The 12,826-nt window shown below is 72.7% G+C and carries 12 protein-coding genes; 8 read left to right on the plus strand and 4 right to left on the minus strand.

Translation table 11 applies throughout. From position 1 onward, the window contains the following. The first annotated feature begins 94 nt into the window (after positions 1 to 94). Both ACZ6YG_RS11900 and ACZ6YG_RS11905 read left to right on the plus strand, forming a co-directional pair. Entirely contained in the window at positions 95 to 1,243 is a 1,149-nt protein-coding gene (locus ACZ6YG_RS11900; protein WP_466017964.1) for an amidohydrolase family protein, read from the plus strand. After that, a complete protein-coding gene (locus ACZ6YG_RS11905; RefSeq protein WP_466017965.1) occupies positions 1,240 to 2,616 on the plus strand; it encodes a M20 metallopeptidase family protein in 1,377 nt (458 codons plus the stop codon). Before ACZ6YG_RS11900 ends, ACZ6YG_RS11905 begins: the two co-directional genes overlap by 4 nt. 5 nt (positions 2,617 to 2,621) lie before the next feature. Here the strand turns inward: ACZ6YG_RS11905 and ACZ6YG_RS11910 are convergent, their stop codons facing one another. Then, on the minus strand, positions 2,622 to 3,176 hold the full coding sequence (locus ACZ6YG_RS11910) for a dihydrofolate reductase family protein (protein WP_466017966.1): 555 nt from the start codon (positions 3,174 to 3,176) through the stop codon (positions 2,622 to 2,624). 73 nt (positions 3,177 to 3,249) lie between these two features. On the opposite strand from ACZ6YG_RS11910, the gene ACZ6YG_RS11915 reads away from it, so the two are divergent. The 3 genes from ACZ6YG_RS11915 to ACZ6YG_RS11925 all read left to right on the plus strand — a co-directional run bounded on the left by ACZ6YG_RS11915 (position 3,250) and on the right by ACZ6YG_RS11925 (position 7,304). After that, positions 3,250 to 6,072 carry a glycoside hydrolase family 2 TIM barrel-domain containing protein gene (locus ACZ6YG_RS11915; protein ID WP_466017967.1) on the plus strand — a complete coding sequence of 941 codons (2,823 nt, stop codon included), beginning with the start codon at positions 3,250 to 3,252 and terminating at the stop codon, positions 6,070 to 6,072. Between the two features lie 5 nt (positions 6,073 to 6,077). Beyond that, entirely contained in the window at positions 6,078 to 6,428 is a 351-nt protein-coding gene (locus ACZ6YG_RS11920) for a hypothetical protein (protein ID WP_466017968.1), read from the plus strand. 231 nt (positions 6,429 to 6,659) lie between these two features. After that, positions 6,660 to 7,304 carry a hypothetical protein gene (locus tag ACZ6YG_RS11925; protein ID WP_466017969.1) on the plus strand — a complete coding sequence of 215 codons (645 nt, stop codon included), beginning with the start codon at positions 6,660 to 6,662 and terminating at the stop codon, positions 7,302 to 7,304. 2 nt (positions 7,305 to 7,306) lie between these two features. On the opposite strand, the gene ACZ6YG_RS11930 is transcribed toward ACZ6YG_RS11925, so the two are convergent. Then, positions 7,307 to 7,798 (minus strand): Lrp/AsnC family transcriptional regulator, encoded by a 492-nt coding sequence (locus ACZ6YG_RS11930; RefSeq protein ID WP_271276212.1) that lies wholly within the window; start codon positions 7,796 to 7,798, stop codon positions 7,307 to 7,309. Positions 7,799 to 7,903: 105 nt separating this feature from the next. Here ACZ6YG_RS11930 and ACZ6YG_RS11935 point away from each other — a divergent pair, with 105 nt between their 5' ends. Together ACZ6YG_RS11935 and ACZ6YG_RS11940 are read left to right on the plus strand one after the other, a co-directional pair. Then, complete coding sequence (locus ACZ6YG_RS11935) at positions 7,904 to 9,085, plus strand: MFS transporter (RefSeq protein WP_271276213.1); 1,182 nt, start codon at positions 7,904 to 7,906, stop codon at positions 9,083 to 9,085. A gap of 86 nt (positions 9,086 to 9,171) precedes the next feature. Beyond that, the gene (locus tag ACZ6YG_RS11940) at positions 9,172 to 9,459 is read left to right on the plus strand and encodes a putative quinol monooxygenase (protein WP_148032079.1); all 288 of its coding nucleotides are present in this window, start codon (positions 9,172 to 9,174) and stop codon (positions 9,457 to 9,459) included. Between the two features lie 15 nt (positions 9,460 to 9,474). Here ACZ6YG_RS11940 and ACZ6YG_RS11945 read toward each other — a convergent pair whose 3' ends face one another. After that, on the minus strand, positions 9,475 to 9,810 hold the full coding sequence (locus tag ACZ6YG_RS11945) for a hypothetical protein (protein WP_219544309.1): 336 nt from the start codon (positions 9,808 to 9,810) through the stop codon (positions 9,475 to 9,477). Between the two features lie 103 nt (positions 9,811 to 9,913). Here ACZ6YG_RS11945 and ACZ6YG_RS11950 point away from each other — a divergent pair, with 103 nt between their 5' ends. Next, a complete protein-coding gene (locus ACZ6YG_RS11950) occupies positions 9,914 to 11,365 on the plus strand; it encodes a serine/threonine-protein kinase (RefSeq protein ID WP_466017970.1) in 1,452 nt (483 codons plus the stop codon). A 46-nt stretch (positions 11,366 to 11,411) separates the two neighbouring features. Here ACZ6YG_RS11950 and tuf read toward each other — a convergent pair whose 3' ends face one another. Then, on the minus strand, positions 11,412 to 12,578 hold the full coding sequence (gene tuf / locus ACZ6YG_RS11955) for an elongation factor Tu (RefSeq protein WP_466017971.1): 1,167 nt from the start codon (positions 12,576 to 12,578) through the stop codon (positions 11,412 to 11,414). Positions 12,579 to 12,826: the final 248 nt, after the last annotated feature.

Genomic DNA, 12,826 nt, shown 5'->3' on the forward strand with positions numbered 1-12,826 from the left:
CCCGCACGCGGGCACGGTTCGGGTTGAGGCCGTTGTCCGCGAAGGGGAAGAACGTACGTGTCGCGCGTAGAGGTGAAGCCGGGCGGGGGCGCCGATGGCCAGTGAACTCACCGTGCTGTCCGGGCTCCATCGGGCGATCGAGGAACTGCCGCTGGTCGACCAGCACGCCCACGGGGTGACGGGCCGCGACCTGTCGCGTGCCGCGTTCGAGGAGCTGATCACCGAGGCCCACGGGCCGGCGCCCGACTGGATGACGCCGTTCGACTCGCAGCTGGGCCACGCCATCCTGCGCCACTGCGCGCCCGTGCTCGGACTCGACGCGTTCATCTCGCCCGAGGAGTACCTGGCCCGCCGCGCCCGGCTGGGCGTCGTCGCGGTGAACCGGCTGCTGCTCGGCGCCGCGGGCGCGGGCCACTACCTGATCGAGACCGGTTACCGCGCCGACGAGGTCGTCGGCCCGTCCGGCATGGCCGAGCTCGCCGCGGTCCCGGTCGACGAGGTGGTGCGGCTGGAGGCCGTGGCCGAGCAGGTCGCCGCCTCCGGCGTGTCCGCCGCGGGCTTCGCCGGCCGGTTCGCCGAGGCGCTGGGGGAGCGGATCCGCACCGCCCGCGCGCTGAAGAGCATCGTCGCCTACCGGCACGGGCTCGACCTCGACCCGGACCCGCCCTCGCCCGCCGAGGTGACCGAGGCCGCGGGCCGCTGGCTCGCCGCCGACGGCCGCCTGGCGGACCCGGTGCTGCTGCGGCACCTCATCTGGACCGCGCTGGAGACCGGCCTGCCGCTGCAGTTCCACACCGGGATCGGCGACCCCGACCTGGACCTGCGCCGCGCCGACCCGCTGCTGCTGCGCGGGCTGATCGAGCGGACGCAGCCGGCCGGGGTGCCGCTGGTGCTGCTGCACTGCTACCCGTTCCACCGCCACGCCGGATACCTGGCGCACGCGTACCCGCACGTGTTCTTCGACCTGGGCCTGGCCGTCCACCACACCGGTGCGGGCAGCGCCGCGGTGGTGGCCGAGAGCCTGGAGACCGCCCCGTTCGCCAAGATCATGTTCTCGTCCGACGGATGGGGCCCGGCTGAGCTGCACTTCCTCGGCGCGGAGCTGTGGCGGCGGGCCATGACGCGGGTGCTCGGCGGCTTCGTCACCGAGGGGGAGTGGTCGGCGGGCCAGGCCGTGCGGGTCGCCACCATGATCGGCGCCACCAACGCGCGCCGCCTCTACCGGCTCGGGGGCGCCGCGTGACCTCCTATCCCCGCCCGGACGGCCACTCCGACCGGCGTACGGACCATCGTGCTGAGCTGCGATCCGATCAGCTCTCCGGCCGGCGCGCGGACGCCCGCGCCGACCTCGGCTCCGACCACCGCGAGGTGCTGCTTCGGGAGGCGCTGCACGCCGAGCTGCCCGCCGCCGAGCGGCTGCGGCGCGAGCTGCACGCCGACCCCAGGGTGTCGGGCAAGGAGGCGCCCACGCTCAGACGGGTGCTGGACGCGCTGCCGGAAGGGCCGGTGGAGCACGTCGCCGGGACCGGCGCGCTGGTCAGGATCGGCGGCCCCGGCCCCGCCGTGGGCGTGCGCGGCGAACTCGACGCGCTGCCCATCGTCGAGCGCACCGGCGTGCCCTGGGCGGCCGACAACGGCGCCATGCACGCCTGCGGCCACGACGTCCACCTGGCCGCCGTCGTGGCGCTGGCCCGCGCGGTCGCCAGGGTCACCGCCATCCTGGAGACGCACGAGAGCCGGCCCGAGGCCGGGTACGAGTCCGTGACCGCCCAGCAGCGGCCGGCCCCGCTCATGGTCGTGCTGCAGCCACGCGAGGAGAGCCACCCGTCGGGCGCCGCCGACATCGTCCGATCGGGAGCCCTGGCCCGCAACGACGTCTGCGCCATGATCGGCGCGCACGTGCAGCCCGTGCTGGACGCCGGGGTGACCGCCTGCACGCCGGGCGCGGTCAACGCCTCCGCCGACGAGTTCCGGGTGACGCTCAGGGGCGTGAGCGGGCACGCCGCCTACCCGCACCTGGCCCGCGACCCGATCGTCGCCATGGCGCAGGTGATCACCGGAGCCCAGCACCTCGTCAGCCGGACCGCCGACCCGATGGTGCCGACCGTGGTGACGTTCGGCACCGTGCACGCCGGCACCGCGCCGAACGCCATCCCCGCCGAGGCCGTCGCCCACGGCACCCTGCGCACCCTGTCACAGCCGGCGCGCGAGACGCTGCACGCCCAGTTCGCCCAGCTCGTCGAGGACATGGCGCGCACCTACGGCTGTGAGGCCGACGTCCGGGTCCACCGGGGCGAGCCGGTCCTGGTCAACGACGCCGCGCTCGCCATGCGCACCGGCGCGCTGCTGCGTCAGAGCGGGCGGTCGGTCAGCGAGGAGCTGCGCTCGTGCGGCGGCGACGACTTCGCCCAGTACGGCGAGCTGATGCCGTCGCTGATGATGTTCGTCGGCGTCGACACGCGGGCCGGGCTGCACACCCCCGAGTTCCTGCCCGACGACGCCACCGTGGGCGAGGTCGCCGAAAGCCTCCTGGCCGGCTATCTCGCCGCGTCCCCGTCGCCGGGCGTCAACGGGAGGGGTGTCCGCCGGCATCCCCAGGAACGGGTGATCCCCTGACGGGGTCAGGCGTTCCTGGCGACCCGGAACGTCAGGTGCGTCATACCCGGCGTCGTCACCGTCCTGACCTCCTCCAGGTCGGCCGGCAGCGGGAGCTTCCCGAACAGCGGCAGCCCGTCGCCGAGCAGCACGTGCGCGACATGCAGCCGCAGCTCGCCGACCAGCCCGGCGGCCAGCGCCTGCCGGCACACGTCCGCGCCGCCGACCACCCACACGTCCCGCTCCCCGGCCGCCGCCCGCGCGCGGGCGACCGCGTCCTCGATCCCGCTGGTGACGAACGTGAACGTCGCCGGCGGCTTGACCAGCGGCTCCCGCTCGGTGTGGGAGAGCACGAACACCGGGTGCGGGAACGGCGGCGCGTCACCCCACGGCTCCAGGCCCGACCGGAACATGCCCATCCCCATCACGTACGCGCCCGGCTCGGCGGCGAACTCCGCCATGATCTCCGCGTCCTCCGCGCTCTCCGCGAAGATCCACCGGTGGAGCCGCTCCAGATCCTCGTCCGGCCCGGTGGCGAACCCGTCGACCGAGACCGTCATGTTCAGCACCACATCGCTCATACCCGGTAGACCGCCGTCCCGCCGGAAACTCGTCGCTGACGAAAGCGCGCCGAACCTCTAGGCTCGGCAGGCGATGGAATGCGAACGTTTCACCCCTGGTTCCGGCCGCCTCGACCCTCGCGCGGCCCTGCGCTCGGACGCCCCCTCGCTCGATCTCAACGGCACCTGGCGGTTCCGCCTGTCACCGGTGGCGACCGTCTCCGAGAGCTTCGCCGACCCCGGCTACGACGACACGGGCTGGGACGACTTACCGGTGCCGTCGCACTGGCCGCTGCACGGCCACGGCGCTCCCGCGTACACCAACGTGTCCTATCCCTTCCCCGTCGACCCGCCGCACGTGCCCACGGAGAACCCGACCGGCGACTACCGCCGCGCCTTCGACCTGCCGGACGGCTGGAGCGGCGGCAGGCTCCGCTTCGAGGGCGTCGAATCGTACGCGAAGGTCTGGCTGAACGGGCACGAACTGGGCTTCACCACCGGCAGCCGGCTGCCCGCCGAGTTCGACGCCGGGCCGTGGCTCAAGCCGGGACGTAACGTGCTGGCCGTGCGCGTCCACCAGTGGTCGGCCGCCTCCTACCTGGAAGACCAGGACCAGTGGTGGCTTCCCGGCATCTTCCGCGACGTGACCCTCACCCGCTCGGCCGCCGACGTGTTCGTGCGCGCCTCGTACGAGGAAGGGCGCGGCACGCTGAGCTTCGACGGCGACGGCGCCCTCGACGTGCCAGAGCTGGGCATCACCGGGCTCGGGCCGGGCGAGCGCGTCACCGTCGGAGCCGAGCCGTGGAGCGCCGAGACGCCGCGGCTGTACGAGGCGGTGCTGCGCGCGCCGGGGGAGACCGTCCGGCTGCGCGTCGGCTTCCGCACCGTCTCCATCGAGGACGGGGTGCTGCTCGTCAACGGTCGGCCGCTGCTGCTCAAGGGTGTCAACCGGCACGAGTTCCACCCCGAGCACGGGCGGGCGGTCTCGTACGAGACCATGCGCGAGGACGTGCTGCTGATGAAGCGGCACAACGTCAACGCCGTCCGCACCAGCCACTACCCGCCCCACCCCGCCTTCCTCGACCTCTGCGACGAGCTGGGGCTGTGGGTGATCGACGAGTGCGACCTGGAGACGCACGGCTTCGGCCAGGTCGGCTGGCGGCGCAACCCCAGCGACGACCCGCGCTGGGAGGAGGCGTGCCTCGACCGGATGCGCCGCATGGTGGAGCGTGACAAGAACCACCCCAGCGTCATCATGTGGTCGCTGGGCAACGAGGCGGGCGTCGGCCGCAACCTCGGCGCCATGGCGGAGTGGACCCGCGAGCGGGACCCGTCCCGGCCCATCCACTACGAGGGCGACCGCTCGTGCGAGCACACGGACGTGTACTCGCGCATGTACGCCTCGCACGCCGAGGTCGAGGCGATCGGCCGGGGCGCCGAGGACCCGCTGGACGACCCCGAGCTGGACGCGCGGCGGCGCGCGATGCCGTTCCTGCAGTGCGAGTACGCGCACGCGATGGGCAACGGCCCCGGCGGGCTCGCCGAGTACCAGGAGCTGTTCGAGCGCCATCCGCGGCTGGCCGGCGGCTTCATCTGGGAGTGGATCGACCACGGCCTCGCGCATCCCGCGCTCGGGTACGCGTACGGCGGCGACTACGGCGAGCCCGTCCACGACGGCAACTTCGTCGTCGACGGCCTCGTCTTCCCCGACCGCACGCCGTCACCCGGGTTCCTGGACCTGAAGAAGGTGTTCGAGCCGGTCGCGTTCACCTTCTCGGCGGGTTCGGTGACGATCCGGAGCAAGTACGGCTTCCGCGACCTGTCCCACCTGGCCTTCTCGGGCGAGGTCGAGGCGGAGGGCGTGCCCCTGGGGTCGTTCCCGCTGGAGGTCCCGGCCGAGGGCGGCGAGGTCAAGCTGCCGGTCTTCCCGGAGGGGGAAGGCGAGCGCTGGCTCACCGTCCGCGCCTCCCTGGCCCGCGACGAGCCGTGGGCGGACGCGGGGCACGAGGTGGCGTGGGCCCAGGTCCCCCTCGACACGGACGGCACCCCGTACACGGGGCCGGACGACCTCCGCGCCGTCCCGCGCCGTGCCGATGGACCCGCTCACCGCAGGGACGCCGCCTCGGCCGCTCATGGTGCGGAGATCGAGGTCGGCGGGGCGGTGTTCGACGGGGCGACCGGCCGTCTCACCCGCCTGTTCGGCCTCGACGTCGAAGGTCCTCGGCTGGAGCTGTGGCGGGCGCCGATCGACAACGACCGCTACGACGGCACCGAGTTCCGCTGGCGCCTGCTCGGCCTGCACCGCCTCACCCACCGCGTCGACGCGGTCGAGCCCGGCGACGCGCTCACCGTCCGCACCAGGGTGGCGCCCGCCGCGACCGACCTCGGCATGCGCGCCACCTACACCTGGACCGCCTCGGGCGACGCCCTCGACCTCCGGGTCGACATCGTCCCCGAAGGCGACTGGCCCGAGCCGATCCCGCGCCTCGGCCTCGCCCTGACGCTTCCGTCCGTCCCTCGGACGGTCACCTGGTATGGCCTCGGGCCGGGGGAGGCGTACCCGGACACCGGCATGGCCACCCGGGTCGGCCGGTGGACCAGCACGGTGGAGGGGATGCAGACCCCGTACGTCTACCCCCAGGAGAACGGCCACCGCGCCGCCGTCCGCTGGGCCGAGCTCGCCGGCATCCGGATCACCGGCGCCCCGGTGTTCGGCCTGACGGTCCGCCCTTGGAGCACCGCGGCCCTGGACGCCGCCGCCCACCGCCCCGACCTCGTCCCGGATGGCCGCCTCCATCTCACCCTGGACCTGGCCCAGCACGGCATCGGCAGCGCCGCCTGCGGCCCGGCCACCCTGGCGCGTTACGAACTGCGCGCCCGCCCGGCCACCTTCCGCCTCCGTTTCGAGCCGTCGTGACTCCCTTGGAACGGGCTCTGGAGACGGTCATCGCCGACCTGCCGCCCGAGGTCAGGGCCCGCCACCGGTTCCACTTCACGGAATGGCAGGACGAGTACCGGTACCTCGCCCTGGAGGACGGCAGGTCCTGGAGCGGGGGAGCGTTCCTGAACGCCGACACCGAGTACGACGTGGCGAACGTCGCGGAGTGCATGCAGGACCTGATGATGGAGGTGCTCTGGATCGTGTGGCCGGAGTGCCCGGCACACGACTTCGGGCTGCACGTCGACTTCGAGGCGCGGCGGCCCGTGTGGCGCTGCAAGGGCGGCTCCCACGTGGTCGCCCCGATCGGAGCTCTTCACGACGCGCCGTCGTGAAGACGGATCAGCCTCCAGGGCCGGTTGCGACGAGCGGCTTGGTCCCTTTGTCGACCATTCTTTCCAGGTACCAGAAAGGAGGAACCGGCGAGCCGTCGCCCTGCGGCTCGGGTCGGCTGCGAGCATCGTACGGACCCGGTCGAAAGGAAGCTCACCGACATGTCCACGGCGAAACCAGGAAGAGTGGCCTCGTCCGGGCCGGGAAGGCGTCGCCCGGCCGGGAGATCGGCGATGCTGGTCGCCGCGGGCACCTTGTCCGCGGCCCTCGTCGCCACCCTGTCCCCGTCGGCGAGCGCGGGCCCGACCCCGAGTCCTACCCCGACTCCCACGCCCAGCGCCACGGAGAGCCCGACGGAGACCCCGACCCCGGCTCCGCGGGTGAGGTGGGGCTTCGGGGACGTCGACGCGACGTGCGAGTCCAGGGTCTTCTTCAAGATCCACCGGCTCTCGCCGCGGAACTTCTACATCCCACGCACCCGTTTCATCGACGGGCCGGGCGGCACGATGACGGTGAGTGTGACACGTGAGCACGAGGTGCTCGCCTTCCTCGAGACCGAGTCGGAGAAGCAGATCTCCCTCACCACCGGAGACGTGGTGCGCAACCTGCGCCGGCTGGGAATCCCGCACCTGGAGGAGCGCCACATGGTCTTCGCCGGCCATGAGTACACGCGGGAAGTCAGCAAGGGCATGTACGGCAACATGCGCTACCGCGTCTTCGGTTACCGCGTCGGCTGGTCGGCCTGGTCGGTGCTCGGCACCTGCCGTCACCGTCTCATCGACCGCGGCATAGCCAACGTCCCCGCCAAGGTGGAGGGCTGGCGCTATTGGGAGACCAAGCACCCGAAGTACCACGGCCGCATCCTGTCCCTCAAGTAGGGTCAGCGGCTCCACCCGGCGGAGTCGGTCACCGGTCTGAGCTCGGAGGCCGGAGGTTCGACGGGACGGCCCTCGTACTGGGTGGACAGGACGACGAACGAGGTGAGCTCGCCGTGCCCGCCGAGGCGTTCGAGCAGTCCTTCCAGATGGCGCATCGAGGCGGTGCGGATCTTGAGCATGGTGCACGAGTCGCCCGTCAGTTTGTGCACCTCGACGACCTCGGGATAGTCCCCCGCCGTGGTGGTCTTCAGCAGGCAGCGGCCCGGCGCGCAGCGCATCTGGACGAACGCGGTGAGCGGCAGCCCCGCCTTGGCCGGATCGATCGTGACCTGATATCCGGTGATCACTCCGGCCTCCTCCAGACGGCGCACCCGCTCGGCCACGGCGGGCGGCGACAGGTTGACGAGGCGGCCGAGCCGGTTGTACGAGAGACGGCCGTCGCGCTGGAGTTCGGCGAGGATCCGCCAGTCCGTACGATCCAACTGTCTGTCCATTCGTCAACCTCTGACCGGATCATGCATCACGTTCGAGAAGCGTAACCGCCGCAGGACCGTTCAGATCCCCTTCATTCTCAAAACCGACATTCCTATCGTAAAGGGATGATCAATAGACACCGGCGCAGCATAACCGCCCTGTTCACGGCGACCGCGCTCATGAACGCCGCGATGGCGGCGGCGAGCGCGGTCAGCACCCTCGTCGCCACAGACCGCCTCGGCCTCGCGTGGGCCGGCGTGCCCGTGACGGCGGGCATCGTCGGCACCGGCGCCGGCGCCCTCGCGCTGACCCGCGTGATGAACCGCGCCGGGCGGCGTGCCGGGTTCGTGCTCGGCTTCGCGGTGGCGACGGCGGGGGCCTGCCTCGCGCTCGTGGCCGTCGCCTCGTACGACATCGTCACGCTGACCCTGGGCATGCTCCTGCTGGGGGTGGGCAACGCCGGGGCCCAGCTGTCCCGCTACGCGGCGGCGGACCTGTATCCACCGGCGCGGCGCGGGTTCGCGATCGGGACCGTGGTCTGGGGCGGCACGCTCGGCGCGGTCGGCGGGCCGTTGCTGCTCGCACCGTCGAGCACGGTCGCGACGGGGCTGGGATGGATCGCCTTCACCGGCCCCTTCCTGCTGGCCGGTGTCGCCTGCGCCGCGGCCATGGCCGTCTCCGCCGCCCTGGCGGGATCCGGGGCACGCCCGGTTCCTGGGCGGGCACGGCTCAGCGACCTGGTGCACGGGCCCGCCGCGCGGTCGGCGTTCGCGGTGATGGCCGCGGCGCAGGTCGTGATGGTCGGCATCATGACCGCGGCCCCGCCGGACATGCACCTGCACCACCACGGCCTGGATGCGGTCGGCGCCGCGCTGGCGGCGCACACCTTCGGCATGTTCGCGTTCTCGCCGCTCACCGGCCACCTGATCGACCGGTACGGCGCGCGGCCCGTGATGGCCGCCGGGCTGGCGATCATGGCGCTGTCCGTGGCCCTGGCCGCGGCCGGGCCCGGCCGCATGCCGATGCTGACGGCCGGCCTGTTCCTGCTCGGGTACGGCTGGAACCTCTGCTTCATCGGCGGCAGCGCCGGCCTCGCCACGGGGCTGCCGGAGGGGGCCGACCGGATGCGCGTGGAGGGCGCGGTCGACGCCGGACTCTGGGGCGCGGCCGCCGTGGCCGGCCTGGCCTCCACCATGGTCCTTTCCTCTGGTGGGTACACCGTCCTCGCGCCGGTCGCCATGGCCCTGCTCGTCCTGGCCGCGGTCACGCTCGCCCGGACCCGGCGCGCCGCCCCTGCGCGAAGGTGACCCTCTCGTGCGCGCACCGATGAGTTCCGGCTCGTTCGGCGGTCACAACCACGACGGTCAGGACGAACTCGGCAGAGGAGCAGGACATGGTCATCGTCGCGGGGCACATCGTCGTCGATCCGCACCGGCGCGAGCGCTATCTGGCGGATTGCGAGGGCGTCGTCGAGCTGGCCCGCCGCGCACCCGGCTGCCTCGACTTCGCCATCGGCGCGGACCTGGTGGACGCCGGCCGCGTCAACATCTTCGAACGCTGGGAGTCGCGGGCGGCCGTCGAGGCGTTCCGCGGCAGCGGCCCCGACGACACCCAGCAGGACGCCATACTCGCCGCCTCGGTGACCGAGTACGACGTCGCGGACCTGCGCTCGCTGACCTGAGCCGTCAGCCGGTCCTCAGTCGCCCGCGTAGCGTGCCGAGACGTCCTTCCGGATACCGATGATCATCGCGACGACCAGGAAGAACAGTGAGACGACCAGCCCTGTGGGAAACGGCCAGGCGAGCACACAGCCGAGGTACAACGCCATGGCTCCCACGAGCGTCCAGGTGAGAGCGCCGAACACGTCACCGGTCCCGCGCGCGCTCCCGTGGCGCAGCCGGCGGACGCCGATGTAGCCGATCACCGGAAGGCAGGCGATCGCGCCGGCCCAGAGGACGTTGTTCCCCAGCGCGCAGGCGCTCGTCAGGAAACCGAGGGCGATCACCAGCCATAATCTGACGGACTCGAACATGGCACCTCCATGCCGCGGGGCCGCCAGTATGCCATGGAGCACCACCACGCCCAGATCATTAGGATCATTGCCGTTGCGATGACCCCGGCGATCGGGAGCCCCGATGAGCGACCCCCGCGGCTTCGGCCCCCGGGCGATGGACGAGCCAGAGGTGATCGGCCCGTACCGCGTCGAAGGCCGGATGGGCGCCGGCGGCATGGGCGTGGTCTACGCGGGGGTGGCGGCGGACGGCGCCCGGGTGTCGGTCAAGGTCATCCATCCGGGGCTGGCCGCCGATCCGCAGTTCCATGCCCGTTTCGTGCGCGAGGTCGATCTCCTGTCCCGGGTGCGCGGGCGCTGCACGGTCTCGGTGCTGGCCGCCGACACCGCCACGATGCCTCCCTGGCTGGCCACCGAGTTCGTGCCCGGCCCGACGCTCAGCACGCACGTGCAGGGCAACGGGCCGCTGCCGCCGGACGAGTTGCTGTCGTTCGGCGCCGACATCGCCGAAGCGCTCACCGACATCCATCGAGCCGGCGTCGTGCACCGCGACCTCAAACCCGGGAACGTCATCCTCTCCGCCTCCGGCGCGAAGGTCCTGGACTTCGGCATCGCCCGCGCCCTCGACGAGAGCGGGCTCACGGGCACCGGCGCGCTGATCGGCACCCCCGGCTGGATCAGCCCGGAGCAGTACCGGGGCGACCAGGCGGACGCGGCCGCCGACGTCTTCGCCTGGGGCGCGCTGATGGTGTACGCCTCGACCGGGCGCCCGCCGTTCGGCACCGGCGCCCCCGATGTCCTGGCCTACCGCGTCATGAGCGTCGACGCCGACCTGTCCGGCGTGCCGCCGCGCGTCCGCGACCTCGTACGGAGCGCGCTCGCCAAGGATCGGAAGGCGCGGCCGGCCACGCACGAGCTGCTCGCCCGGGTCACCGCGCTGAGGAGGGGCGCGACAACCCCCATGCCGGTGCCCGGCAGGCGCCCCGTGGTGCCGCTGTGGTCGGCCGTCGCCGTCGTGGCGGCGGTCTCGGCCGTCGGCGTGGCCTTCACGGTGAACGCGGCTGGGACGCCGGAGGCGCTGCGGAGCCCGGGCGTCTCTTCCTCGTCCACGCGGTCCGGAAGCCCGGAGCCGGGCGGGAGCGAAAGCCCGGAGCCGGATGAGAGCGAGAGCCCGGAGGAGACGGCGACGGCGGACGAGACCGCCGAGGAGTCGCCCACTCCCAGCAGGACCCCCGTGAAGACGCCCACCGCGAGGAAGACGAGCCCGCGCCCCTCGGCCACCACCGCGCCGTGCCCGTCCGACAGCGCGATACTCCAGCAGGTCGCCGCGATGAACGGCGGCAGCCTGCCGCAGGACGCCGCGGTCGGGGGCAGGAAGTGCGCGGGCTCCTGGCTCGCGGCCGAGATCGAGTCCCCGAGTGTCGGCGGGATCTCCGTGATCGCGACGCGGAACAGAGCCCGGTTCGTCGACGCCGAGATCGGCAGCAACTTCTGCTCACTGTCGGACCGCCCGGCCCTCCTCACGAGAGCGCCGGGCAGCATCAAGACCTTCCTCTGTCCCCAGGGCTTCAGCTGATGCCGCTGGTCGCCGGGACCTCCGAAGAGGTCCCGGCGACCACGGTTCAGTCCGTCACGGCGAGCACCGTGCCGGCGCCCACGGTCAGGCCGCCCTCGCGGATGGCGAAGCCGAGGCCCGGCTCCAGGGCGACCGGCTTGCCGAGGGTGACCGGGACCTCGATCGTGTCCCCCGGCCGGGCCGGCGAGGTGAGCAGCAGCTCACCCGGCACGTCCGTCGTGCGCAGGTAGAACTGCGGCCGGTAGCCCGAGGCGATCGGCTTGCGCCGGCCGCCCTCCTCCGCCGTCAGCAGGTACACCCGGGCGGTGAACGCCCGGTGCGCCGCCTGGCTGCCCGGGGCCGCGAGCACCATGCCGCGCCTGACCTGGTGCCGCTGGACGCCCCGGAGCAGGAGGGCGGCGTTGTCGCCCGCTTCGCCGCGCTCCATCGTGCGGCCGAACGTCTCGACGCCGGTGACGACCGCGGACAGGTCGCCGCCCAGCCCGACGGCCGTGACCGGGTCGCCGACGCGGACGGCGCCGCGCTCGATGGCCCCGGTGACGACCGTGCCGCGGCCGGTGATGGACATGACGTTCTCCACGGGCATGAGGAACGGCGCGTCCACGTACCGGACCGGGACCGGGATGTGGTCGTCGACCGTACGGAGCAGCTCGTCGATGGACGCCGTCCAGGCCGGGTCGCCCTCGAGCGCCCGCAGCCCGGAGACGCGCACCATCGGCGAGCCGCCGAAGCCGTGCTCGCCGAGCAGGTCCTGCAGCTCCAGCTCCACCAGGTCGGTGAGCTCCGGGTCGGCCCCGTCGGCCTTGTTGACCGCGACGACCAGGTGCTCGACGCCCACGCGCCGGGCGAGCAGGACGTGCTCCCTGGTCTGCGGCATGATGCCGTCGCGCGCCGACACCACCAGGATGGCGCCGTCGAGCTGCGCCGCCCCCGTGATCATGTTCTTCACGTAGTCGGCGTGGCCCGGCATGTCCACGTGGGCGTAGTGCCGCGTGGCGGTCTCGTACTCGACGTGCGAGATGTTGATCGTGATGCCCCTGGAGTGCTCCTCCGGGGTGCGGTCGATCCGCTCGAACGGCGTGTACGTCGCCTGGCCGCGCTCCGCCAGCACCTTCGTGATGGCGGCGGTCAGCGTGGTCTTGCCGTGGTCGACGTGGCCCATCGTGCCGATGTTGAGGTGCGGCTTGTTCCGCACATAGGCCTGCTTGGCCATGATCCCTTCCTTGCGAACCTGGATGCGTGGTGACCCGTGCAGGGCCGTCTACCTCTCCCCGCCGGGTCACACTCCGGGACGAACGGGAAGAGGTCAGCGCTCCAGGCCGTCGCAGGCACGCTCGAACGCGCCCGCGCGGGCGGGCGTCGTCGGGAGCGCGTGCCGGATCATGATGACCATGGTGCTGCTCTCAGCGGCGATGGGCAATCGAATATTCCCTTTGGTCCGTCGGACAAGGCGCGGGCCCC

Source organism: Nonomuraea sp. NPDC054003, assembly GCF_055585125.1.